General features: G+C 66.1%; 22 protein-coding genes. 15 read left to right on the plus strand and 7 right to left on the minus strand.

The window, feature by feature from the left end; genetic code table 11:
- The first annotated feature begins 8 nt into the window (after nucleotides 1-8).
- The 6 genes from HII28_RS00750 to HII28_RS00775 all read left to right on the plus strand — a co-directional run bounded on the left by HII28_RS00750 (nucleotide 9) and on the right by HII28_RS00775 (nucleotide 8,529).
- The gene (locus tag HII28_RS00750) at nucleotides 9-932 is read left to right on the plus strand and encodes an RluA family pseudouridine synthase (protein ID WP_170023518.1); all 924 of its coding nucleotides are present in this window, start codon (nucleotides 9-11) and stop codon (nucleotides 930-932) included.
- 114 nt (nucleotides 933-1,046) lie between these two features.
- Nucleotides 1,047-4,577, plus strand: a complete 3,531-nt coding sequence (dnaE, locus tag HII28_RS00755) for a DNA polymerase III subunit alpha (RefSeq protein ID WP_170023520.1) — start codon at nucleotides 1,047-1,049, stop codon at nucleotides 4,575-4,577.
- A gap of 124 nt (nucleotides 4,578-4,701) precedes the next feature.
- Nucleotides 4,702-5,442 (plus strand): SDR family oxidoreductase, encoded by a 741-nt coding sequence (locus HII28_RS00760; protein ID WP_170023522.1) that lies wholly within the window; start codon nucleotides 4,702-4,704, stop codon nucleotides 5,440-5,442.
- 56 nt (nucleotides 5,443-5,498) lie between these two features.
- Nucleotides 5,499-6,806, plus strand: a complete 1,308-nt coding sequence (hisD, locus tag HII28_RS00765) for a histidinol dehydrogenase (RefSeq protein WP_170023524.1) — start codon at nucleotides 5,499-5,501, stop codon at nucleotides 6,804-6,806.
- 26 nt (nucleotides 6,807-6,832) lie between these two features.
- Nucleotides 6,833-7,303, plus strand: coding sequence for a transcriptional regulator NrdR (nrdR, locus tag HII28_RS00770; protein ID WP_170023526.1), 471 nt, complete (start codon nucleotides 6,833-6,835; stop codon nucleotides 7,301-7,303).
- 188 nt (nucleotides 7,304-7,491) lie between these two features.
- Nucleotides 7,492-8,529 (plus strand): quinone-dependent dihydroorotate dehydrogenase, encoded by a 1,038-nt coding sequence (locus tag HII28_RS00775; protein WP_170023528.1) that lies wholly within the window; start codon nucleotides 7,492-7,494, stop codon nucleotides 8,527-8,529.
- On the opposite strand, the gene HII28_RS00780 is transcribed toward HII28_RS00775, so the two are convergent.
- The gene (locus HII28_RS00780) at nucleotides 8,526-9,446 is read right to left on the minus strand and encodes an RNase H family protein (protein WP_170023530.1); all 921 of its coding nucleotides are present in this window, start codon (nucleotides 9,444-9,446) and stop codon (nucleotides 8,526-8,528) included. The genes HII28_RS00775 and HII28_RS00780 overlap by 4 nt on opposite strands.
- A 15-nt stretch (nucleotides 9,447-9,461) precedes the next feature.
- On the minus strand, nucleotides 9,462-10,031 hold the full coding sequence (locus tag HII28_RS00785; RefSeq protein WP_170023532.1) for a DUF3043 domain-containing protein: 570 nt from the start codon (nucleotides 10,029-10,031) through the stop codon (nucleotides 9,462-9,464).
- A gap of 39 nt (nucleotides 10,032-10,070) precedes the next feature.
- Between HII28_RS00785 and HII28_RS00790 the strand changes: the two genes are divergently transcribed.
- The 5 genes from HII28_RS00790 to HII28_RS00810 all read left to right on the plus strand — a co-directional run bounded on the left by HII28_RS00790 (nucleotide 10,071) and on the right by HII28_RS00810 (nucleotide 15,230).
- Nucleotides 10,071-11,477 (plus strand): dipeptidase, encoded by a 1,407-nt coding sequence (locus tag HII28_RS00790; RefSeq protein WP_170023534.1) that lies wholly within the window; start codon nucleotides 10,071-10,073, stop codon nucleotides 11,475-11,477.
- A 46-nt stretch (nucleotides 11,478-11,523) separates the two neighbouring features.
- Complete coding sequence (locus HII28_RS00795; RefSeq protein ID WP_170023536.1) at nucleotides 11,524-11,898, plus strand: iron-sulfur cluster assembly accessory protein; 375 nt, start codon at nucleotides 11,524-11,526, stop codon at nucleotides 11,896-11,898.
- A gap of 268 nt (nucleotides 11,899-12,166) precedes the next feature.
- Nucleotides 12,167-13,051, plus strand: coding sequence for a cytochrome c oxidase subunit II (gene coxB, locus HII28_RS00800; RefSeq protein ID WP_170023538.1), 885 nt, complete (start codon nucleotides 12,167-12,169; stop codon nucleotides 13,049-13,051).
- A 12-nt stretch (nucleotides 13,052-13,063) separates the two neighbouring features.
- Nucleotides 13,064-14,803 (plus strand): cytochrome c oxidase subunit I, encoded by a 1,740-nt coding sequence (ctaD, locus tag HII28_RS00805; RefSeq protein ID WP_170023540.1) that lies wholly within the window; start codon nucleotides 13,064-13,066, stop codon nucleotides 14,801-14,803.
- A 1-nt stretch (nucleotide 14,804) separates the two neighbouring features.
- Complete coding sequence (locus HII28_RS00810) at nucleotides 14,805-15,230, plus strand: cytochrome c oxidase subunit 4 (RefSeq protein ID WP_170023542.1); 426 nt, start codon at nucleotides 14,805-14,807, stop codon at nucleotides 15,228-15,230.
- Nucleotides 15,231-15,745: 515 nt separating this feature from the next.
- On the opposite strand, the gene HII28_RS00815 is transcribed toward HII28_RS00810, so the two are convergent.
- The 5 genes from HII28_RS00815 to HII28_RS00835 are packed head-to-tail and all read right to left on the minus strand — an operon-like array spanning nucleotide 15,746 to nucleotide 20,858.
- Nucleotides 15,746-16,639, minus strand: a complete 894-nt coding sequence (locus HII28_RS00815; RefSeq protein WP_170023544.1) for a putative RNA methyltransferase — start codon at nucleotides 16,637-16,639, stop codon at nucleotides 15,746-15,748.
- 31 nt (nucleotides 16,640-16,670) lie between these two features.
- On the minus strand, nucleotides 16,671-18,278 hold the full coding sequence (locus HII28_RS00820) for a cytochrome b (protein WP_240977191.1): 1,608 nt from the start codon (nucleotides 18,276-18,278) through the stop codon (nucleotides 16,671-16,673).
- The gene (locus tag HII28_RS00825; RefSeq protein ID WP_170023546.1) at nucleotides 18,275-19,345 is read right to left on the minus strand and encodes a ubiquinol-cytochrome c reductase iron-sulfur subunit; all 1,071 of its coding nucleotides are present in this window, start codon (nucleotides 19,343-19,345) and stop codon (nucleotides 18,275-18,277) included. The genes HII28_RS00820 and HII28_RS00825 overlap by 4 nt, the downstream gene beginning before the upstream one ends.
- Nucleotides 19,346-19,387: 42 nt before the next feature.
- On the minus strand, nucleotides 19,388-20,197 hold the full coding sequence (locus HII28_RS00830; protein WP_170023548.1) for a cytochrome c: 810 nt from the start codon (nucleotides 20,195-20,197) through the stop codon (nucleotides 19,388-19,390).
- A 22-nt stretch (nucleotides 20,198-20,219) separates the two neighbouring features.
- Nucleotides 20,220-20,858 (minus strand): heme-copper oxidase subunit III, encoded by a 639-nt coding sequence (locus tag HII28_RS00835; RefSeq protein WP_170023550.1) that lies wholly within the window; start codon nucleotides 20,856-20,858, stop codon nucleotides 20,220-20,222.
- Nucleotides 20,859-21,079: 221 nt separating this feature from the next.
- Between HII28_RS00835 and trpD the strand changes: the two genes are divergently transcribed.
- Genes trpD through dhaM form a run of 4 tightly spaced genes read left to right on the plus strand, consistent with a single transcriptional unit; the run spans nucleotide 21,080 to nucleotide 24,539 of the window.
- The gene (trpD, locus tag HII28_RS00840; protein WP_170023552.1) at nucleotides 21,080-22,129 is read left to right on the plus strand and encodes an anthranilate phosphoribosyltransferase; all 1,050 of its coding nucleotides are present in this window, start codon (nucleotides 21,080-21,082) and stop codon (nucleotides 22,127-22,129) included.
- A gap of 31 nt (nucleotides 22,130-22,160) precedes the next feature.
- Complete coding sequence (dhaK, locus tag HII28_RS00845; protein ID WP_170023554.1) at nucleotides 22,161-23,159, plus strand: dihydroxyacetone kinase subunit DhaK; 999 nt, start codon at nucleotides 22,161-22,163, stop codon at nucleotides 23,157-23,159.
- Nucleotides 23,160-23,205: 46 nt separating this feature from the next.
- Nucleotides 23,206-23,841 (plus strand): dihydroxyacetone kinase subunit DhaL, encoded by a 636-nt coding sequence (gene dhaL / locus HII28_RS00850; RefSeq protein ID WP_170023556.1) that lies wholly within the window; start codon nucleotides 23,206-23,208, stop codon nucleotides 23,839-23,841.
- Nucleotides 23,838-24,539: a dihydroxyacetone kinase phosphoryl donor subunit DhaM gene (gene dhaM / locus HII28_RS00855; protein WP_170023558.1), complete on the plus strand. Its 702-nt coding sequence runs from the start codon at nucleotides 23,838-23,840 to the stop codon at nucleotides 24,537-24,539. Before dhaL ends, dhaM begins: the two co-directional genes overlap by 4 nt.
- Nucleotides 24,540-24,595 lie beyond the last annotated feature (56 nt).

Raw genomic sequence — 24,595 nt, forward strand, 5'->3', positions numbered from 1 at the left:
TCGGACCGATGACCGAGTATCGCAGTCTGCCCGTGCCGGACGGCCTCGCCGGCTCGCGTGTGGACGCAGGCGTCGCCAAGCTCCTGGGATTCTCCCGTAGCTTCGCGGCCGAGGTCGCCGAGTCCGGCGGTGTCGTGCTCGACGGCCGCGTGCTCGGCAAGTCCGATCGGCTCGACGCCGGCGCCTGGCTGGAGATCAGTTGGGCGCCGAAGGCTCCTGTCCAGATCGTCCCGGTCGTCGTCCCCGAGCTCGGTGTGGTGTATGACGACGACGACATCATCGTGGTGGACAAACCGGCCGGGGTGGCAGCGCATCCGTCGATCGGGTGGGAAGGTCCGACGGTCGTCGGCGCCCTCGCCGGCGCCGGGTACCGGGTCTCGACATCGGGCGCGGCGGAACGCGCGGGCATCGTCCATCGTCTCGACGCTGGCACCAGCGGCCTCATGGTCGTCGCGAAGAGCGAGCGGGCGTACGCGGCGCTCAAGCGCGCGTTCCACGACCGCGAGGTCGAGAAGATCTACCACGCGGTGGTGCAAGGGCATCCGGATCCCCTGAGCGGAACGATCGACGCACCCATCGGGCGGCACCCGCGATCCGACTGGAAGTTCGCGGTGACGGCTTCGGGCAAGCCGTCGGTGACGCACTATGAGACGCTCGAGGCCTTCCCGGCCGCGAGCCTGCTGGAGATCCATCTGGAGACCGGCCGCACGCATCAGATCCGGGTGCACATGGCCGCGCAGCGGCATCCGTGTATCGGGGATGCCATGTACGGCGCCGACCCCACGCTGTCCGCCCGGCTCGGACTCACGCGGCAGTGGCTGCACGCGCATCAGCTCGCGTTCGAGCATCCGGCGGACGGCGAATGGGTGACCTTCACCTCTGCCTATCCGAGTGATCTTCAGCACGCCGTCGACGTGTTGGGCGAGGCCTGATCGCCGGATTCGACGACGCCATCCGACGAGGTTCGGGAACACCGCTGTCGACCTCGGGCCTCGGGCGACCGGCGAACTAGGCTGGGACTTCAATCGATCGGGAGGCATCCAGACGTGGCGACAGATTCCTTCGTCCACCTGCACGTGCACAGCGAGTATTCGATGCTCGACGGGGCGGCGAAGATCGGCCCCCTGATGGACGCCGCCGTCGGTCACGGAATGCCGGCGATCGCCGTCACCGACCACGGCAACATGTTCGCCGCTTTCGAGTTCTGGCGTGCCGCGACCGCCGCCGGCATCAAGCCGATCATCGGCACCGAGGCCTATCTGACGCCCGGGACGCATCGCAGCGACCGAACGCGCGTGCGCTGGGGCAACGGTGGCGAGGACGACGTCTCAGGCAGTGGGGCGTACACGCACATGACGATGCTCGCCGAGACGACGGAGGGCATGCACAACCTCTTCCGGATGTCGTCCCTCGCGTCGATCGAGGGCTACTACTTCAAGCCGCGCATGGACCGCGAGCTGCTCGAGAAATACTCGAAGGGCATCATCGCCACGACGGGCTGCCCGAGCGGCGAGGTGCAGACCAGGCTTCGGCTCGGGCAGTACGACGAGGCGGTGAAGGCGGCAGCCGAGTACCGCGACATCTTCGGCAAGGACAACTTCTTCGTCGAACTCATGGAGCACGGACTGGGCCTCGAGTCGCGAGTGCGCAAGGACCTGCTCCGCCTCGCCAAGGACCTGGATCTGCGCCTCGTCGCCACCAACGACCTGCACTACACGCATGCGGAGGACGCGAAGTCCCACGCGGCGCTGCTCTGCGTGCAGTCGGGGTCGACGCTGAACGACCCGAAGCGATTCCAGCTCGAGCCGGAGGGCGCCTACTACCTCAAGTCGCCGCAGGAGATGCGCGACCTCTTCCGGGAGCTGCCGGAAGCGTGCGACACCACGCTGGACATCGCAGAGCGTTGCGAGATCGACTTCGAACTCAGCACCGGAAAGTACATGCCGAAGTTCCCGGTGCCGGAAGGCGAGACCGAGGAGAGCTGGTTCGTCAAGGAGGTCAACTCCGGGCTGGAGCAGCGTTACCCGGAGGGGATCCCGGAGAAGGTCCAGGCGCAGGCCGAATACGAGACCGGCATCATCCTCCAGATGGGGTTCCCCGGCTACTTCCTCGTCGTCGCCGACTTCATCAACTGGTCGAAGAACAACGGCATCCGGGTCGGCCCCGGCCGTGGATCAGGTGCCGGATCGATGGCGGCGTACGCCATGCGCATCACGGATCTCGATCCGCTCGAGCACGGGCTCATCTTCGAACGATTCCTGAACCCCGATCGCGTCTCCATGCCGGACTTCGACGTCGACTTCGACGACCGTCGCCGCCTCGAGGCCGTGAAGTACGTCACGGAGAAGTACGGCGCGGAGCGCGTGTCCCAGATCGTGACCTACGGCACGATCAAGGCGAAGCAGGCCTTGAAAGACGCCGGCCGCGTGCTCGGCTTCCCGTTCTCGATGGGGGAGAAGCTCACCAAGGCGATGCCGCCCGCCGTGATGGGCAAGGACATCCCGCTCTACCAGGTGTTCGACAAGACCAGCCCCAGGTACAAGGAAGCCGTCGAGCTTCGCGCCGTCGTCGAAGGCGATCCGGAAGCCAGGACGGTGTTCGACACGGCGCTCGGGCTGGAAGGTCTGAAGCGCCAGTGGGGCGTGCACGCGGCTGGCGTGATCATGTCGTCGGACCCGATCATCGACGTGATCCCGATCATGAAGCGGGAGCAGGACGGCCAGATCGTCACTCAGCTCGACTATCCGGCGGCCGAATCCCTCGGCCTCATCAAGATGGACTTCCTCGGCCTGCGGAACCTGACGATCATCAGTGACGCGCTGGACAACATCAAGGCGAATCAGGCCTTCGAGCTCGACCTGGAGGGGCTGCCGCTGGACGACCGTCCCGCGTACGACCTCCTGACCAGGGGCGACACCCTCGGCGTGTTCCAGCTCGACGGCGGACCGATGCGCGCTCTGCTGCGCCAGATGAAGCCGGACAACTTCGAGGACATCTCGGCACTCATCGCGCTGTACCGTCCGGGGCCGATGGGGGCGAACTCGCACATCAACTACGCGCTTCGCAAGAACGGGCTGCAGCCGATCACGCCCATCCATCCCGAACTCGAGGAGCCGCTGAAGGACATCCTCAACACCAGCTACGGCCTGATCATCTACCAGGAGCAGGTGATGGCCATCGCGCAGAAGGTGGCCGGGTTCTCGCTCGGACAGGCAGACATCCTCCGCCGCGCGATGGGCAAGAAGAAGAAGTCGGAGTTGGACAAGCAGCAGGCCGGATTCTTCGGCGGGATGCAGGAGCGCGGCTATTCGCAGGCCGCCATCGACAAGCTCTGGGAGATCCTGCTTCCGTTCTCGGACTACGCGTTCAACAAGGCGCACTCCGCTGCATACGGTGTCGTCTCGTACTGGACCGCTTATCTCAAGGCGCACTATCCTGCCGAGTACATGGCGGCACTCCTGACCAGCGTCGGCGATTCCAAGGACAAGATGGCGCTGTACCTCAACGAGTGCCGTCGCATGGGGATCCGGGTGCTCCCGCCGGACGTGAACGAGTCCATCGGATTCTTCGCTGCCGTCGGAGATGATGTGCGGTTCGGGCTGGGTGCGGTGCGCAACGTCGGCAGCAACGTCGTGGACGGCATCCGCCAGGCTCGCGAGGAGAAGGGACGCTTCGAGTCGTTCCACGACTACCTCAAGAAGGTGCCGCTTCACGTCGCGAACAAGCGAACCACGGAGTCTCTGATCAAGGCCGGCGCTTTCGACTCGTTCGGAGACTCGCGCCGGGCACTGCTGGAGGTGCACGAGGGCGCCGTCGAGTCGGTGGTCAACGACAAGCGGGTCGAGGCGACCGGCCAGGCCGGGTTCGACTTCGACATGCTGCTCGCCGACGAGCCGGACGCGGGTCCGGTGTCACTCGTGCCTCAGAAGCCCGAGTGGGACAAAAGGCAGAAACTCGCTTTCGAGCGCGAGATGCTCGGCCTCTACGTGTCCGACCATCCGCTCGCGGGCCTCGAACTCGAACTCGCGAAGCAGGCGAGCACATCGATCGCCGACCTGACAGCGTCGGAGTCGACGCAGGACGGCGACACGGTGACGATCGCCGGGCTCGTGACGGGTGTGCAGCATCGCGTGGCGAAGCAGTCCGGCAACCAATACGGCATGATCACGGTCGAGGACTTCGGCGGCGAGATCACCGTCATGTTCATGGGCAAGGCGTACCAGGAGTTCGGACCGGCGCTCGTCGGCGATTCGATCGTCGTGGTGCGCGGACGCGTGAGCCTCCGAGACGACGGCATGAACCTGCACGCTTACAGCCTGTTCACCCCCGACCTCGGTTCGGCGATGGCGGGCCCGTCCGGTCCACTCGTGATCACGATGCCCGACCAGCGCGCGACGACTGATGTGGTTCAGGACCTCGGGGACATGCTCATCCGCCATGCAGGCGACGGCGAGGTGCGGTTGCGGCTGGTGAAGGGGAGCACGGCGCGCGTGTTCGAACTGCCTTATCGCGTCAGCGTGTCGGCGGACCTGTACGGAGAGCTGAAGGGTCTGCTCGGGCCCGCCTGCCTCGTCTGAGGTCCGCTGGATCCCGACGACGCCGTCGTCTGGCGCGATCGTCCGGTGTGCAGGTGCAGAGCAACCCTCGTTTCGTGCAGCGCTCGACGGCGGCCACAATGGGCAGTGGCGCGAAGGAGCGAGCATGGCACGATTCACCGATCGAGTTGCGATCATCACGGGTGCGAGCAGGGGAATCGGGTTGGCCATCGCCGCCCGACTCATCGATGAGGGTGCGCGGGTGGTGATCACCGGCCGACACCAGGAAGGCCTGGACGAAGCCATCGCCGAACTGGGATCGGATCACGCCACCGCCGTCGCAGGCAAGGCGGACGACGCGGCCCATCGTCAAGCGGTGCTCGCGCACGCACTCGATCGGTACGGCCGCATCGACCACCTGGTCAACAACGCGGGCATCAACCCGCTGTTCGGGCCATCGCTCGGGGCCGATCTCGGCGCAGTCCGCAAGATGGTCGACGTCAACGTCCTCGCAGCGTTCGAGTGGACACGGGATGCGGTCGCCTCCGGCCTGAGCGGATCCGTGGTGAACATCGCCTCCGTCTCCGGCATCTCCGCGAGTCCCGGCATCGCGTTCTACGGCGTGACGAAGGCGGCGCTCATCGGACTGACCACGCAGCTCGCGGCCGAACTCGCGCCGAGCATCCGGGTGAACGCCGTTGCCCCCGCGGTCGTGAAGACGGCGTTCGCGCGGAGCCTCTACGAAGGGCGCGAAGCCGAAGCCGCTGCGCGCTACCCCTTGCAGAGGCTCGGCGAGCCGGACGACGTCGCCGGCCCTGTGGCCTTCCTGCTGTCCGACGACGCTTCGTGGATGACCGGCCAGACACTGGTCATCGACGGCGGGGCGGGCATCCGGTCGTCGCTCTGAGGGCCTGGTCGCCGTCACGACGATCCGCCTCAGGTGACCGCCCCTACAATGTCGGGGTGCAGACCATCGACCTCCGTGGCCAGACCCTCGACGACGACGCCCTTCGCGGTGCTGTTCCCCGTCCCACCATCGACATCACGGTGGCGACGGATGCCGCTTCCGCGCTGATCGACGACGTGCGCCACCGCGGGTCGGCCGCTCTGCTCGACCAGGCCGAGCGTTTCGACGGGGTCCGTCCGTCAGCACTCCGAGTTTCGGATGCCGACATCCGGGCGGCGGTGGATGCCCTTGCACCTGCCGTGCGTGACGCCCTGGAGCACGCCATCAACCGGGTCAGGGCCGTGAGCGCCGCCCAGGTGCCTCCCGCGGCATCCACCCGCCTCGGCGCAGGTGCCGTCGTCGAGCAACGTTGGCAACCGGTCACGCGTGCCGGTCTCTACGTGCCGGGTGGCAAAGCACCCCTAGCCTCCAGCGTGGTCATGAATGCCATCCCCGCACTCGTCGCCGGGGTCGGTTCTGTTGCATTGGCGAGTCCGGCGCAGCGGGAGCACGACGGGGGAGTGCACCCGGTCATCCTGGGAGCCGCCGGCCTCATCGGCCTCGAGGAGGTGTACGCCATCGGCGGCGCGGGCGCCATCGGGGCACTCGCCTACGGAGTCCCCGACCTCGGACTGGATGCCGCGGACATCGTCACCGGCCCCGGCAACATCTACGTGGCGGCGGCGAAGCGCCTGGTGCGCGGGGTTGTCGGCATCGACGCCGAAGCCGGGACTACCGAGATCCTGGTCATCGCGGATGCGTCCGCCGACCCTGCACTGGTCGCCGCGGACCTGCTGAGCCAGGCCGAGCACGACGAGGCTGCTGCATCCCTGCTGGTCACCGACTCGGAGGAATTCGCAGCCGCAGTCCGGCGGCAGCTTGACGTGGCGGTCGTGCAGACGGGCAACGCCGCGCGCGCGGCGACCGCCCTCGCCGGGCCGCAGTCGGCGATCGTCCTTGTGGACGACGAGACGCAGGCTGTCCGATTCAGCGATGCGTACGCGCCGGAGCACCTCGAGGTGCACACGGTCGATCCGGCCCGCACCCTGGCCGGCATCCGGAACGCCGGCGCCATCTTCCTGGGCAGCCATTCTCCGGTCAGCCTTGGCGACTACATGGCTGGATCCAACCACGTGCTGCCCACGGGCGGATCAGCGCGCTACTCGTCAGGCCTTGGCGCGTACACGTTCCTGCGACCGCAGCAGGTCATCCGCTACGACGCGGAGGGCCTGGCATCCGTCTCGGACGACGTCGTCGCCCTTGCGACGGCCGAGCTGCTGCCGGCGCACGGGGAAGCCGTCAGCGCACGCTTCGCCACACGATGACCGCCGTCGGATAGCCTGAGCACACCATGTTCTGCCCCTTCTGCCGCCATCCGGACTCGCGCGTCGTCGACTCCCGCACCTCGGACGACGGGCTCTCGATCAGGCGACGACGCCAGTGCCCGGAATGCGGCAGACGCTTCTCGACCATCGAGACGGCGAGCCTCAACGTCATCAAGCGGAGCGGCGTCGCCGAGCCGTTCAGCCGCGAGAAGATCATGTCCGGTGTGCGCAAGGCCTGCCAGGGCAGACCCGTGACGGACACGGATCTCGCACTCCTCGCCCAGAAAGTAGAGGAGTCGGTCCGCGCGACCGGCGTGTCCCAGATCGACGCCAATGAGATCGGACTCGCCGTGCTGCCGCCGCTTCGCGAACTGGACGAGGTCGCCTACCTGCGCTTCGCCAGCGTCTACCAGGCATTCGACTCGCTCGACGACTTCGAAGCCGCCATCACGACGTTGCGCGAGGAGCACCACGGCCGACCGGCCGGCATCGAGTAGCGACGGGACCGATCGCGGCTGGGGCCACTCTTCCGCTCGATCGGCTCGGGGGAGCGAACGCGAGTTCGCTCCCCTCTCGCTTCAATCGCCTCTATCGCGGCTCCGCCGCTCATAGGCTCAATCGGCTCGGGAGCGCGAACGCGAGTTCGCTCTCCTCTCACCTCAATCGCCTATAGGGTTGCACAGGCATGTATCGCATCCTGTTCTCGCTCGTCTTCCGGCACATGGACCCCGAACGGGCCCACCATCTCGCGTTCGCGGTGATCCGGATGCTTCCCGCACTCGGCCTGCGCCGCCTCGCGTCGCGCATCACCATGCCGCGCACGGACCAATCGGTCAGAGCGCTCGGGCTCACCTTCCCGACCCCCTTCGGCGTAGCCGCCGGGTTCGACAAGAACGCCACCGCCATCCTCGGACTCGGTGCGCTCGGATTCGGTCACGTCGAGGTCGGCACCGTCACCGCCATCCCGCAGCCCGGCAACCCCCGGCCACGCTTGTTCCGCCTCATTCCCGACCGCGCGATCATCAATCGCATGGGCTTCAACAACGACGGCGCCCAGGCGGCGGCCGCGCTCGTGGCCAAGGCGCGCACGGCACGGCGCAGGCCGGTCATCGGCATCAACATCGGCAAGTCGCGCGTCGTCGATGTCGCGGATGCTGTTGCCGACTACCGCACGTCGGCTCGTGCCGCCGCCCCCGTCGCCGACTACCTCGTGGTGAATGTCAGCTCACCGAACACGCCCGGCCTTCGGGACCTGCAGGCCCTCGACTCGCTTCGTCCGCTGCTCGCGGCGGTCAAGGAGGAGGCGGGCACAACCCCTCTCCTGGTGAAGATCGCGCCGGATCTCGCAGACGACGACATCCTCGCCATCGCGGAGCTCGTCGGCGGGCTCGGCCTGGACGGCATCATCGCGACCAACACGACGATCTCCCGAGATGGACTCGCAACGGACGCGGCGACGGTGCAGGCCGCCGGCGCAGGCGGACTGTCCGGTCGTCCGCTCGCGCAGCGGTCGATCGAGGTGCTGCGTCTCCTTCGGGCCGCGGTGGCGCCCGAGCTGTGCATCATCTCGGTGGGCGGCGTCGAAACAGCGGACGACGTGCGCGAACGTCTGGATGCCGGTGCCACCCTCGTGCAGGGCTACTCGGCCTTCATTTATCTGGGTCCGCTGTGGGCACGGTCCATCAACCGCGGCCTCGACCGGCTCAGCGCCGCGACCCGCTAGTCGGTGGCGGGCGTTCCCTGGTGGAACCGCAGCCGCCAGCGTGGTCCGCTGCGAAGCCACAGCGAACTGCGCAGAGTCGTACCGCGGGCATCCGTCGTGCGATAGACCAGCTGCATGACCCCGGGCGAGACGAGGTCGACCGAAACGATGTCTGCGATCGTCCCCTCGGTGACGGGTGAGAGCGCCACCTCGTCCTTCGACCACAGCCGACCGGATCTACCGACCTCGACGAACTCCGGGTGGAGCAGCACACCGATCTCGGCGACGTCCTCGCGGATGCGTGGATCCAAGAGCGCCCGCTCCTGTCGGAGCACGGTCTCCTCATCCGTCTCATCGAGCGGAAGTTCGTCGAAGAGCGTCGGCGCGGGCGCCTGACCGGCATCCGTCATCTCGGGGCGCTGCCCGTGCGTCGGTCCGGCATCCGTCGAGACGATCGAGGTGCCGGAGCGCCGCGTACCGCCCCATCCGGGGCCGCCGTCGACCGGCGCGCGCTTCTGATACGCGGTCGCGGCGCCGCGCGCCCGCTCGTCGGCAGCCTCGTTGAGCTCGTGACCGTTGTGGCCGCGCACCCACTCGAACGCATAGTCGCGGCCGGCCAGCGCCGCATCGAGTCGCTTGAGCAGATCCAGGTTCTGCACCGGCGAACCGTCCGCCTTGCGCCAGCCGCGACGCTTCCACCCCGGCATCCACTTGGTGACGGCATTGATGACGTACTGGCTGTCGCACAGCACGCGCAGGTCGTCGGATTCTCCAGCGGTCGACTCGAAGAGATCGATCACAGCCATGAGCTCGCCCATGTTGTTGGTCCCGTGCGGCCATCCGCCGGCCGCCCAGGTGTCGTCGTCGACATACCACGCCCACCCTGCGGGACCGGGATTACCCAGAGCTGAGCCGTCGGCCGCGGCGATGATCGTCATCGGTCGTGGTCCGGGCTATGCCGGGTACTGGCCGCGCCTGACCTGCGGCTTCGGCATACGGATCATGCGGAACTGCAGGGCCCGCATGACCGCGTACCACGTCAGACCGCGCTCGATCGTGGCGAACTTGCCACGCAGCCGACGCTTCATCGTGAACGTCATGATCGCGGAGTCGATGATCGCGAGGGCGAAGAACAGCCAGAGCACGATGATGCCGTAGTACTGAAGGGCCGGCACGGGGATGAAGGTCAGCACGATGATCACCAGCATCACCGGCATCAGGAACTCGGCAACGGTGTACCGCGCGTCCACGTAGTCGCGGACGAAGCGCCGCTGCGGACCGCGATCGCGTTGCGTCAGATAGCGCTCGTCGCCGGCGGCCATGCCGACGCGTGCGCGCTCGCGCGCCTCGGCGTTCTTGCCGCGCGCGTCACGCGCCGCCGCCTTGCGGTCGGCCGGCACCAAGGGGCGCTTCCGCGCTGCCTCGCGTGTGGCACGGCTAGGGGTCGCGTGACCCTTGCCGCTCGTCGGCGTTTGCTCGGCTTCTTCAGCCGGTGTTGCGGTGGTTTCTGCTCGTTTGGCCACGGGAAAGTCCTTGATAGTCGTCCGATTAAGATTACCCGCATGAGCGAAGAGGATCAGCCACAGGCAGACCTGACAGTGTCCCTGAGTCGAGCCGTTCAAGACGGAATGCCGCTGGCGGTCGCCGATCTCACCGATCTGGTGCGCATCCCGTCCGTCTCCTGGTCGGCGTTCGATCCGGAGAACGTCGCTCGCAGTGCGGATGCTGTCGCCTCGCTCCTGCGCGCACTCGACGTCTTCGACACAGTGGAGATCGCCCAATCGACCATCGGCGACGGCGACGAGAAGGGCCGGCCGGCCGTCATCGCTCGCAGGGAGCCCAGGAACGGTGCTCCCACCGTCCTGCTGTATGCGCACCACGACGTCCAGCCGCCTGGAAAGGACGAAGACTGGGAGACGTCGCCGTTCGAACCGACGGTCCGCGGCGACCGGCTGTACGCACGTGGCGCCGCGGACGACAAGGCGGGCGTGATGGCCCACGTCGCATCCATCCGTGCACTCACCGCCGTCATCGGCAACGACTTCGACCTCGGCCTCGCGGTCTTCATCGAGGGGGAGGAGGAGTTCGGCTCGCGGTCGTTCGCGAACTTCCTCGCCGAGCACAAGGCGATGCTCGCCGCCGACGCGATCGTCGTGGCGGACTCCGACAACTGGAGCGTCGACATCCCGGCGCTCACCGTGGGGCTCCGCGGCAACGTCACCTTCCGGCTCACGGTGTCCACGCTCGCCCACGCATCCCACTCCGGCATGTACGGCGGGGGAGTGCCGGATGCCATGCTCGCCCTCGCGAAGCTGCTCGCGACCCTGCACGACGAGAACGGCTCGGTCGCCGTCGAGGGCATGACGTCGCACGATGCCGAGGTTCCGGAGTTCTCCGAGGAACAGCTGCGCACGGATGCCGCCGTGCTCGACGGCGTCGCGCTCGTCGGGCGTGGTCCGGTGCTGTCGCGACTCTGGAACCAGCCCACCATCACGGTCACGGGTATCGATGCGCCGAGCGTGGCCAATGCATCCAACACGCTGCTTCCTTCCGTCGCAGTGCGCATCAGTGCCCGTGTGGCACCAGGACAAGCGGCGCGCGAGGCGTACGCGGCGCTGGAGCGGCACATCCGCTCGCGCGACGCTTTCGGTGCGCACATCGAGATCGACGAGGTGGACCTCGGCGATCCCTTCCTCGTCGACACGAGCGGATGGGCGGCCACGGCCGCCAAAGAGGCCATGCGAGACGCGTGGGGTGCCGAACCCGTCGAGACCGGAATCGGCGGCAGCATCCCCTTCATCGCGGATCTGGTCCGCGAGTTCCCGGATGCGCAGATTCTGGTGACCGGCGTCGAGGATCCCGACACGCGGGCGCACAGCCCGAACGAATCGCTGCACCTCGGGGTCTTCCGGCGAGCGATCCTCACCGAATCCCTGCTGCTGGCTCGCCTGAATAAACCAGTCGGCTGATTTACACTGGGGACAGATTCGACGTTATGAAAGAACGAGGCACTCGATGAGCGACACGACTCTCACCGGCACGGGCACCCTCGCCGAGCCCAAGGCTCACGGCGTGCTGCTCACGGATGCCGCGGCCGGCAAGGTGCGCAGCCTCCTGGAGCAGGAGGGCCGTGACGATCTGCGTCTGCGTCTGGCCGTTCAGCCAGGAGGATGCTCCGGCTTGATCTACCAGCTGTACTTCGACGAGCGGTTCATGGACGGCGACGGAACGGTCGACTTCGACGGTGTCGAGGTGATCGTCGACAAGATGAGCGCACCGTACCTCGACGGTGCGACGATCGATTTCGAAGACACGATCCAGAAGCAGGGATTCACCATCGACAACCCCAATGCATCGGGTAGTTGCGCGTGCGGAGACAGCTTCCACTGACGCCTCGGGCAAGCGCAGAACGCGGTTCGTGCTTCCCTGAACCGATCGAACACGTCGAGCGCGGAGCGTGAATACGCGCCTTCACCCCACTTGCTGTTCACGAAAAGGACCGGCCGATCAGCCGGTCCTTTTCGCATCTCCGACCCGCCTCCTGGCGCCACGCGAGAGCGCCTTCGGCACGCACCACCCTCTCGGATGGCGATAGGCTAGGCGAAGGTCAACGCAGGGTGGATGCCGCTCTGCTCACGATTTACTCGAAAGGTCACCGGTGCGTCACAATCGCCGTTTCCGATGGGCTGCAATTCCGGTCGCAGCTTTAGTCGCTCTGGTTCTGGCCGGTTGCACCCAGTCTCAGTTGAATGGGTTCCTTCCCGGCTTCGACGGCAAGACTCCGGTCACCAACCACACCGAACTCGTCTCCGGGCTCTGGGTCACATCGTGGATCGTGCTCCTGCTGGTCGGACTCCTGGTGTGGGGCCTCATCATCTGGTGCGTCATCGTCTATCGACGTCGCAAGGGGCAGACGGGCATTCCGGCGCAGCTCCGGTACAACATGCCGATCGAGATCTTCTACACGATCGTGCCGTTCGTGCTGATCATCGGCTTCTTCGCCTTCACCACGCGTGCCCAGGACACCATCGAGAAGCCATACGCCCACCCCGACATGACCGTGCAGGTGTATGCCAAGCAGTGGTCGTGGGACTTCAACTACCTGTCGGACGGCGTGTACGACCCGGGCATCCAGGCGCAGCCCGACGACCAGTCCGGCGCATCGAAGGGGTCGGTCGTCGAGAGCCAGATCCCGACCTTGTACCTCCCCGTCGACAAGAAGGTCACGATCAAGCTGAGCTCGCGTGACGTCATCCACTCGTTCTGGGTTCCCGCCTTCCTCTACAAGAAGGACGTGATTCCGGGGCACACGAACTACATGTACCTGGAGCCCACCAAGGAGGGCACCTACGCGGGCAAGTGCGCCGAGCTCTGCGGTGAGTACCACTCGGCCATGCTCTTCAACGTCAAGGTGGTCTCCGAGGATGAGTACCAGCAGCACATTCAGGATCTGAAGGACCGTGGATACACCGGAACGCTCGGTTCCGATGTCGACCGCAATACGAACCTGCCCGGCACCGGCGCACCGAAGAACAACGACTAAGGCACGCGGAGAATGAGTACTACCACAGCACCTGCTCCTTCGACGGTCACGCCGTCGCCGACCACTCAGATTCTCGGTGCGACGAAGATTCATCGCAAGGGCAACATCCTGGTCAACTGGATCACCTCGACGGATCACAAGACCATCGGGTACATGTACCTGATCACGTCGTTCGTGTACTTCTGCATCGGCGGCATCATGGCGCTGATCATCCGCGCTCAGCTGTTCGAGCCCGGTCTCGAGGTCGTCCAGACCCGTGAGCAGTACAACCAGCTGTTCACGATGCACGGCACGATCATGCTGCTGATGTTCGCGACGCCGCTCTTCGCCGGATTCGTGAACGTGATCATGCCGCTGCAGATCGGTGCTCCCGACGTGGCGTTCCCGCGTCTGAACGCCTTCGCCTACTGGTTGTACAACTTCGGATCGCTCATCGCCGTCGCCGGATTCCTCACCCCGCAGGGTGCCGCGTCGTTCGGCTGGTTCGCGTATCAGCCTCTGGCGTCGACGACGTTCTCACCGGGGCTCGGCGGCAACATGTGGATGCTCGGCCTCGGAATCTCCGGTTTCGGAACCATCCTCGGTGCGGTGAACTTCATCACGACGATCATCACGCTGCGCGCTCCCGGTATGACCATGTTCCGCATGCCGATCTTCACCTGGAATGCGCTCGTCACGTCGATCCTCGTTCTGATGGCATTCCCGGTTCTCGCGGCCGCCATCTTCGCTGCAGCCGCGGACCGCATACTCGGTGCCCACGTCTTCGATGCTGCCAATGGCGGTGCGATCCTCTGGCAGCACCTGTTCTGGTTCTTCGGCCATCCCGAGGTGTACATCATCGCGTTGCCGTTCTTCGGAATCGTGTCAGAGGTGTTCCCTGTCTTCAGCCGTAAGCCGGTCTTCGGATACAAGACGCTGGTCTACGCGACGATCTCGATCGCTGCGCTGTCCGTCACGGTGTGGGCGCACCACATGTACGTCACGGGAATGGTGCTCCTGCCGTTCTTCTCCCTGATGACCATGCTCATCGCGGTCCCGACGGGCGTGAAGATCTTCAACTGGATCGGCACCATGTGGCGCGGTTCCATCACGTTCGAGTCTCCGATGCTGTGGGCGATCGGATTCCTCGTGACATTCACCTTCGGTGGCCTCACGGGTGTGATCCTGGCCTCTCCGCCGCTCGACTTCCACGTCTCCGACTCCTACTTCGTCGTGGCGCACTTCCACTACGTGGTGTTCGGAACGGTCGTGTTCGCGATGTTCTCCGGCTTCTACTTCTGGTGGCCGAAGTGGACCGGAAAAATGCTCAACGACAAGCTGGGCAAGTGGCACTTCTGGCTGCTGTTCATCGGGTTCCACACCACGTTCCTGATCCAGCACTGGCTGGGCGTCATCGGCATGCCGCGTCGCTACTACACGTATCTGCCGCAAGACGGATTCACGTGGATGAACCAGGTCTCCACCTTCGGTGCCGCGCTCCTGGCGATCTCCATGATCCCGTTCCTTCTGAACGTGTACATCACCGCACGTTCGGGAGCGAAGGTGACAGTGAACGACCCCTGGGGCTACGGACGCTCGCTCGAGTGGGCGACCAGCTGCCCGCCGCCGCGACACAACTTCACGTCGATCCCGCGTATCCGTAGCGAGTCGCCGGCGTTCGACCTGAACCATCCGGAGGTGGGAGTGCCGGTGGCTATCGGCGCCGGTGCCTCGACAACATCCGTTGGTGTCGACTCTGCAGAGGTGAAGTAGCATGCGCGTCAGCGCGACAGTTTTCTGGATCATCGCGATCTTCTTCTGGATAGTTGCGATCGCGTACACCGTGTGGGCGTGGTTCTACTATCCGAACCATGAGATCGAGCCTGTCGGCACGGTGGCTCTGACACTGACCGGCATCCTCGGTGCCTTCATCGCCTTCTTCCTCGGTCGCACGCATGCCACGCAGGGTGGCGTGGAGCTTCCGGAAGATCGTCTGGACGCCAATATCGATGACGGCGATCCCGAGCTCGGGCACTTCAGCCCGTGGAGCTGGTGGCCGTTCATGCTTGGTCTGTCTGTCGCGCTCGGCGCCCTCGGTATCGCGGTCGGATGGTGGATCGTTCCGATCGGCGGCGCTCTCGCCGCGGTGAGCCTCGTCGGATGGGTCTACGAGTACTACAGGGGCTACTTCGCCCGCTGATCCCACAGCTTGCTTCAACGAAAGGAAGGCGCGCCATCTGCATGGCGCGCCTTCCTTTTTGCTTATGTCTCGTCGTGCGTAATGGCCTGTCCGTGGCAGGTTGTTCTCCCGACCGGAATGCTATGTCTGGCCGCATCGATGCCGTTGTGGGATCGCCACAGGAGAGCGTCCCGCGAGTTTCCTAGGTCCGAGTGGTCGGCGTGCCGAGTCACATGGGGGCTGCACGACGCTCAACCAAGCGTAAGTGCAAGGAAGGCGAGTGCTTCTTCGGTTCGCTACAGGCACGTCGTCCAATGGCAGTAGAGCGACCGTGTGCGGTTGCCGTACAGGCCGTACAGGCCGTACACAGCGACCGTTGCGCAGGGTTGCTTCGGTCACACATGGAGTGATCGATGGATGATCCGGGCTATGGTGGGCTGCTCATAGAGCCCGTCCCTGTCACCGTGGAGTTGCCGGGCCAGTGCGGTCGCACTGCGCGACGTCGCACGGGCGTCCGTGCGCGGGCGACCTGCCGATCAGTCGACGGATGATGATGAAGACAGCTGGTCGTCGCTGCGGCGGGTGCGCGGCCGGACGGTGTTCGGTCGGAAGCGAAGCACGTCCACCGCGACAGTGACCTCGCGTGGCAACGCGGCAGGGACCATCGGACCCTGCGCCGCGGTGTGGTGGCCCGACGGGCCCATCGTGCGCAATGCAACGGCTGTGTCACGAGTGACCGAGAGACGGTATCGAGCCGTCGCACTGTGCTCCAGGGTGAAGTGCGCAGAGAAGTCTTCGGCGAGTCGTTGAGACTTGTCAGGCGGCACATCCAGCATGGGGAGCGCCTCGCGCAGCTCGATGAGATGATCCTGCTGGGGGAGTGCGATCACGAGTCGTCCATCGTCCTTGAGGACGCGACGGAACTCCTCAGGATTCCGTGGTGCGAAGACGTTGACCACGGCATCCGCAACGCCGTCGCGGATGGGCAGGGGCCGCCAGGTGTCTGCGACGAGTCCGTCGGCTCGCTCGCGGCCGATGTGGCGCACACTGCGTCGGACGGCATCCGCGGCGATGTCCGTCGCGAGGATCCGAGCGGAACGTGACAGCCGCGATGAGATCTTCGCCGAGTAGTGCCCTGTGCCGGTTCCGGCGTCGATGACTCGCTCCGTTCGACCGCCGAGCACATTCTCGGTGATGAGGTGCGCAACCGCATCGTAGGCACCGCTCGAGAGCAAGTCCGCCCGCGCGTCGAGCATCTGCGGGGTGTCGCCGGCCACGCGCGGCTGCGTGGCGAGCATGCTGACGTATCCGTGCTTGTTGACGTCGAACCGGTGTCCGTCGTCGCAGCCCAGGGCGAGCGGAGGCATCGCCTCGAGCGGCAGAAAACAGATCGGGCACCGAAGCCACTCCGACAACGTCGTGAGGGACATCGGTGCCCGACCGTGAATCAGTTCGACGGACTCAGTGGTGACCGTGACCGGACTCGAGCTCGCCCTTGGTCACGGGCTCGAGACGATCCTCGAAGAACCAACGGGACATGCCGGAACGGAGGCGGTTGCCAGCGGTGATCTTGCCGCGGGAGTTCGGGCGGAGCATGAGCGGCTGGTACGTGTCATAGCTCACCAGGCGCCACCGCTCGTACTCGTCGAGCTGCTGGTGGACCTCGATGAACTCGCCACCCGGCAGCTTGACGATGCGTCCGGACTCGTATCCGTGCAGGGCGATCGAGCGGTCCTTCTTCTGCAGAGCGATGCAGATGCGCTTCGTAATGAAATACGCGACGATAGGGCCGAGAATCAGCGTGACCTGGAGGGTGTGGATGACGCCTTCCATCGTGAGCTTGAAGTGCGTCGCCACGAGGTCGGAGCTCGCGGCTGCCCACATCGTCGCGTAGAACGTGACGCCGGCGGCGCCGATCGCGGTGCGGGTCGCCTGGTTGCGCGGACGGTCGAGGATGTGGTGCTCGCGCTTGTCACCGCTGACCCATGCCTCGACGAACGGATAGATCGCGACGAGGACGAGGAACAGCACCAGGATCACGACGGGCACCAGAATGTTCAGCGACCACGTCCTGTCAAGCCAGACGAACTCCCAGTGCGGTGGGACGAGGCGCAGCATGCCGTCGGCGAACCCGATGTACCAGTCCGGCTGTGTACCAGCGGAGACGGGCGATGGGTCGTACGGGCCATACAACCAGATCGGGTTGATCGTGAAGAAGGACGCGATGAGCGCGACGACGCCGAAGACGATGAAGAAGAATCCGCCGGCCTTGGCGGCGTAGACAGGGAGGATCGGGTAGCCCGAAACGTTCTGCTGCGTGCGTCCAGGGCCCGCGTACTGGGTGTGCTTGTGCACGACGACGAACACCAGGTGCAGCGCGATGAACGCAACGACGAGCGCCGGCAGCAGCAGGATGTGCAGCGTGTACAGGCGTCCGACGATCGCGGTGCCGGGGAACTCACCACCGAAGAGCAGGAACGACGTCCAGGTTCCGATCACAGGGATTCCCTTGATCAGACCGTCGATGATGCGCAGACCGTTTCCGGACAGCAGGTCGTCGGGGAGCGAGTATCCGGTGAAGCCCTCTGCCATGGCGAGGACGAACAGCGTGAAGCCGATCACCCAGTTGAGCTCGCGCGGCTTGCGGAACGCACCCGTGAAGAAGATGCGCAGCATGTGCAGGCCGATGGATGCGACGAACAGGAGCGCCGCCCAGTGGTGGATCTGACGGACCAGAAGACCACCGCGGATGTCGAACGAGATGTTCAATGTGGAGTTCATCGCAGCGGACATCTGGATGCCCTTCAGCGGCACCCAGGAACCGTGGTAGATCACATCGGCCTGCGAGGCCTGGAAGAAGAACGTGAGGAACGTTCCCGTGATCAGGATGACGATGAAGCTGTACAGGGCGATCTCGCCGAGCAGGAACGACCAGTGGTCGGGGAAGATCTTGCGACCGAATTCCTTGACGACGCCCGAGATGCTCGTGCGCTCATCGATGTAGTTCGACGCTGCAGCGGTGAAGCTGCGCTTCTTGGCCGTGGTTTCAGCGGCGGTGGTGGCGGTCAATGACGCTCCCAGAAACTCGGGCCCACGGGCTCATGGAAATCGCTCTGCGCGACGAGGTATCCGTCGGCATCCACTTCGATCGGCAGCTGCGGCAGCGGCCGGTTCGCCGGACCGAAGATGACTCGTGCCTCGTGGGTGATGTCGAACTGCGACTGGTGGCACGGGCAGAGGAGGTGGTGCGTCTGCTGCTCGTAGAGCGCCACGGGGCATCCGACGTGCGTGCAGATCTTCGAGTACGCGACGATGCCGTCGTAGGCCCAGCTCGCGCGCCCGTGCGTCGGGTGGAGGTCCTTCGGATCGAGACGCATGAGCAGAACGGCGGCCTTGGCCTTCTGGTCGAGAGCGTCTTCCTTGTCGTTGAGCCCCTCGGGGATGACGTGGAAGACGGACCCGATGGTCACGTCGGAGGCCTTGATAGGCGTGCCGGACGGGTCGATCGTGAGCCGGGTGCCTTCCTTCCACATCGTGTGGGAGAGGAGCTTGACCGGATCCTGGTCCATCGGGCCCAGGCCGCGGAAGAGCACGATCGCGGGCAGCGGGAAGGCGACGAGCGCGCCGATCAGCGAATTGCGGATCAGCGTGCGACGACCGAACCCGGACTCCTGGTCGGCTTCCTTGAAGATCTCGACGGCCCGGTCGCGGGTCTCATCGGACCCCTGGACGGGGTGCCGGATGTCGATGCCCTCCTTGTCGACCATCAGGGCCTTGGCCCAGTGCACGGCACCGAAGCCGATGGCGAGAAGCGCAAGCGTGATGCCGAGTCCGATGGCCAGCGTGCTGATGCGGAGATCCGAGATCTTTCCGGACTCGATCGGGAACGCGATGTAGGCGGCGATGGCCCAGATGCTTCCGACGATCGAAAGGTAGAAGAGCGTGTAGATCGTGCGCTCGGCGCGGCGCTGCTTGCGCGGGTCCTTGTCCGTGATCCGCGCGCGGTGCGGCGGGAACCCGGGGTTCTCCACCGCGTCCTGCACGATCACGGCAGTGCCAGGGTCGCCGGGACGGTGGTCGACGGCCGACGAGGCGGCGGGCGTGATCTCCGTGCCGCCGTTATCGTCCTGTGCCATTGCTCTCCTTCTTGCGCTCGTGTGCGATCCGCGCGACGCGCATCAGTTCGATTTGGCCGTGATCCAGACCGTCAGAGCGACGATCGAACCCAGGCCGAAGATCCAGATGAACAAGCCCTCGGCGACCGGGCCGAGCGATCCGAGTTCGAATCCGCCGGGCGAAGGGTTGGCCTGGATGAACTTCAAGTACGTGATGATGTCTCGCTTGCCCTCGGGCGAGATGTTCCGGTCGTTGAACACCGGCATGTTCTGCGGCCCGGTGAGCATTGCCTCGTAGACGTGAGTGGGCGTGACGCCGCGCAGCGGAGGAGCGTACTTGCCCTCGGTGAGCGCACCGCCGGCGCCGGCCACGTTGTGGCACATGGCGCAGTTGACGCGGAACAGTTCGGCACCCTTGGCGGCATCGCCGTTGCCGTCGGTGTACTCCGAGTCGGGGACACCGGGCCCGGGCGCCAGCGACGCGACATAGGCCGCAAGCTGGTCGATCTCGTCCTGCGTGAACTGGACCGGCTTCTCCTGGGCCTGCGGGCCCTGCATGGCCATCGGCATGCGACCGGTTCCGACCTGGAAGTCGACCGCGGCGGCGCCGACGCCGATCAGGCTGGGCGCCTCGTCGGTGCCCTGGGCTTCGAGCCCATGACAGGTCGCGCAGTTCGCCTGGAAGAGCTTCTTGCCGGAGTCGATATCGCTCGAGCTCGACGACGTGGCGTCGGCGTTCGATCCGGTCGCGTTGAACGCGGCGTACGCGCCTCCGGTCAGCCCCAGCCCGATCGCGATCAATGCGACAGTGGCGAGTGGATGCCTGCGGCCCGCCTTGCGCTTGCGAGCGGTCTTGTGCGTTGTCTCGCGCATTGAGGTGCTCTGCTCCTGATTTCTATTTGAGGACGTAGATGACCAGGAAGAGCCCGATCCACACGACGTCGACGAAGTGCCAGTAGTACGAGACGACGATGGCGCTCGTCGCCTCCTTGTCTCCGAACCTGCGAACGGCGAAAGCGCGTCCGACCACGAAGAGCATGGCGATGAGCCCGCCGGTGACGTGGAGTGCGTGGAAGCCGGTCGTGAGGTAGAAGGCCGAACCGTAGGCGTTTCCGTCGATGGTGACGCCCTCACCGACGAGGGTCGCGTACTCGACGACCTGGCCGGCAACGAAGATGGCGCCCAGTGCATAGCTGAGCGTGAACCACTCGACCATCCCCCACTTGCGAGGGCTCCAACCGGTCGACCTCGACTGGAAGCGCTCAGCGGCGAAGACACCGAACTGGCAGGTGAAGGAGCTGGCGACCAGGATCAGTGTGTTCGTCAGCGCGTAAGGAACGTTGAGGTGCGCCGTCTCCGCGGCCCACAATTGAGGCGACGTGGAGCGCAGCGTGAAGTAGATGGCGAAGAGTCCCGCGAAGAACATCACCTCGCTTCCCAGCCAGACGATCGTTCCGACGGCCACCACATTGGGGCGGTTGATCGTCGGCGCCGAAGCCGAAGGGGAAATCGAGGTGCTCGTCACGCTCCCCATTATGGCCGATTTCGTGGGACCGTTTTCGCATTCGCGCGCCGAATGCGGCCCGGACAGGGGCCATCGACAAGGGATATGCCCTGACGAGGCACCGGAACGGCGCCGGTCGACGCCCAAAGCAGATCGTCGGCGCCGCACGACGAAGGCGTGCGCCTCGTCCTGGCGATTTCAGCGTTTCCGCCCTGCGCGTGCGCTGGTCGGACACCCCTAAGATTTCAGACATGGCGGAAACCCGGACCTGGCCGACGATCATCTCCACTCTGCTCGATGGCGAGCACCTGAGTGTCGCCGACGCAGCATGGGCGATGGAACAGGTGATGACCGGTCAGGCGACCGATGCACAGCTCGCCGGATTCTTGGTCGCGCTGCGCACCAAGGGAGAAACGGTCGACGAGATCGTCGGATTCCGGGACGCCATCCTTGAGCATGCCGTCCCCCTGCGACTGGACCCGATGGCGCTCGATATCGTCGGTACAGGGGGCGACCGCTACGGCACCGTCAACGTGTCGACGACGGCGTCCATCGTGGCAGCGGCATCCGGAGTCCCCGTGATCAAGCATGGGAACCGCGCCGCCAGCTCGCGTTCGGGGTCGTCGGACGTGCTCGCGGCTCTCGGGCTCGATCTCGCCATGCCGGCCGAACGAGTCGCCGAGGTCTTCGACAAGACGGGGATCACCTTCGCCTTCGCCTCCCTCTTCCACCCGGGATACGGGAACGCGGCCGCCGTGCGTCGTGAGCTCGGCATTCCGACGGTGTTCAACATCCTCGGCCCCCTGATCAACCCGGCCCGTCCCGAAGCCTCCGCGGTCGGAGTGGCTCAGCTCGACCGCGTTCCGCTGATCGTCGGCGTCTTCCAGACCCGCGGGGCGACGGCGCTCGTGTTCCGAGGTGACGACGGCCTCGACGAGCTTTCGACGACCGGTCACAGCCACGTGTGGGAGGTCGCACGAGGCCTCGTCACCGAGCACGACATCGACCCACGTGACCTCGGTCTGCCCCGTGCCGACATCGCGGACCTCAAGGGCGGAGACGCCGTCCACAACGCGGCGGTCGTGCGTGCGGTCTTGGCCGGAGAGCGAGGACCGGTGCGCGACATCGTTCTGCTGAACGCGGCGGCCGGCCTGGTGTCGTACGAACTGGCGGCTGACCCTGCGAGCGGTCAGCGCAGCATCCTCGAGCGGTTCTCGGACAAGCTCGCGGTCGCGGCGCAGACGATCGATTCCGGCGCGGCGTCCGCCAAGCTCGACGAATGGATCGCTGCCGCCGGATGAGCCGGAAGGCTGACCGGTCGGGAGGTCGAACGTGAAGAAGCTGGTGAATGATCCCAGAGCGTTCGTAGCGGATGCCGTGGCCGGCTTCGCCGTGGCGCACCGCGACATCGTGCGGGTGGGCATCGATCCGACGTACGTCGCTCGCGCGGGTCGACCCAGCGGCAAGGTCGGGATCGTGTCGGGGGGAGGCAGCGGACACGAGCCTCTCCACATCGGTTTCGTCGGCGTCGGCATGCTGGATGCCGCAGTGCCCGGCGAGATCTTCACGTCGCCGACACCGGATCCCATCCTCGCGGCGACCAGGGCCGCCGACGGAGGCCGTGGCGTTCTGTACCTGGTGAAGAACTACACCGGAGACGTGCTCAACTTCGAGACGGCCGCCGAGTTCGCTGCGCTGGACGGCATCCAGGTGCGCACAGTCGTGATCGACGACGACGTCGCCGTGCAGAACTCCGAGTTCACGGCCGGTCGACGCGGTGTGGCGGGAACGGTCATCATCGAGAAGATCGTCGGCGCGGCCGCCGAGCGCGGCGATGATCTGGACTCCCTTGTCGGGCTCGCCCAGCGGATGGTGGCATCCACGCGGTCGATGGGCGTCGCGATCGCTGCGCCCACCGTTCCGCATTCCGGCAAGCAGAGCTTCGAGCTGGCGGACGATGAGATCGAGTTCGGAATCGGCATCCACGGCGAGCGAGGTCGGGCCCGCATGACGATGGCCGCCGCCGACGAACTCGCCGACATGGTTCTCGATGCGGTGCTCGAGGATCTTCCGCGGGCTCGAGGCGAGCGCGTGATCGCGCTCGTCAACGGCATGGGCGCGACGCCGGTCGCCGAACTCTACGTGATCTATCGACGGGTGGCGGAACGGTTCGAGGCCGCGGGCGTCGAGATCGCCAGGTCGTTGGTCGGATCGTTCGCGACTTCGCTGGACATGGCCGGCTTCTCCGTGTCGTTGGCCTCGGTCGACGACGAACTGCTCGGCCTATGGGACGCACCGGTGCACACGGCCGCACTGCACTGGGGCATGTGATCACGGGCGCTGATCGGTGGACGCGAAACAGATCGATGAGGATGAGATGACTTTGGACACGGCATGGACGATCCGCTGGCTGACGCAGGCGGCCGACGACATCGAGGTGCGTGCGCCTGAACTGAGCGAACTCGACCGCGCGATCGGCGACGGCGATCACGGCGAGAACATGAACCGCGGGTTCGCCGCGGTGCGGTCGGTCCTCGCCGAGTCAGGAACGGACGCGACCCCGTCGGACGTCCTGCGGACGACGGCGATGCGGCTGATCTCCTCCGTGGGCGGCGCAGCGGGACCGCTGTACGGTACGGCATTCCTCCGGGCGGCAGATGCCGTGGCGGGCAAAGATGTGCTCGACTCCGCTGATGTGGTCGCGCTGCTCGATGCGGCGCTGGGCGGCATCGAGGAGCGCGGTCATGCCGCGCCGGGCGACAAGACGATGGTGGACGCTTGGTCTGCTGCAGTCGCGGATGCGCGAGGAGCGGCATCCGCTGGCGCAGACCCGGCAGCGGTGCTGGCTGCTGCGGCTTCAGGGGGCGAGCGGGGCGCTTCTGCGACGGATGCATTGCTGCCGCACAAGGGGCGGGCGAGCTATCTGGGTGAGCGTGCGGTTGGGCATCGGGATCCGGGGGCTGCGTCGACCGTGATCCTTCTGCAGGCCGCGGCGGAGGCGGCAGTCGCATGAGCGACCAGCCGCTGGTCGGACTCGTCGTGGTGTCGCACAGCGACCTGATCGCGCGCGGCGTCGTTGACCTCGTCGGGGAAACGAGTCCCGACGTCACGGTCATCGCGGCGGGCGGCACGGCAGACGGGCGACTCGGCACGGATGTCGAGCGCGTCATGCAGGCGATCCGCGACGCGGACACCGGTGCCGGCGTGGTCGTCGTCTCCGACCTGGGTTCGGCGGTGATGGGTGCAGAGACCGCGCTGGAGCTCCTGGGGACCGACTGGACCCGGCGCGTGGTCCCGGCGGACGGGCCGCTCGTGGAGGGCGCGGTTGCGGCCGGCGTCAGGGCTCAGACAGGGGGAGTGCTTGCGGAGGTCGCGCAGGCGGCCACCGGTCGGCCGGACAGTGGATCGGCACGCACGATCGAGGTGGGGCAGCCGTCGTCCGAGAGCACCGCAGGGTATTCACGGTCGGCGACCCTCATCAACCCCGACGGACTCCACGCCCGGCCGGCCGCAGAGTTCGTGAAACTGGCGACCTCGCTCGGTGGCAAGGTGACGGTCAACGGGAAGGACGCGCGGAGTCTGCTGGGAATCCTCTCGCTGGGGCTCTCCCAGGGCTCTTCCGTGGAGATCGCCACCGATGATCCGGCCGCGACGGATGCCGTCGACGCGTTGGTCGCGCTGGTGGAGTCGGGGTTCGGCGCCGGCTCCTGAGGGCTTGGGTTCGCGCCACTCGGACGGACTCGGGCGGAGCCGATTCCGGTCAGGCT

The organism is Planctomonas sp. JC2975 (assembly GCF_012985205.1).
Lineage (GTDB): Bacteria > Actinomycetota > Actinomycetes > Actinomycetales > Microbacteriaceae > Humibacter.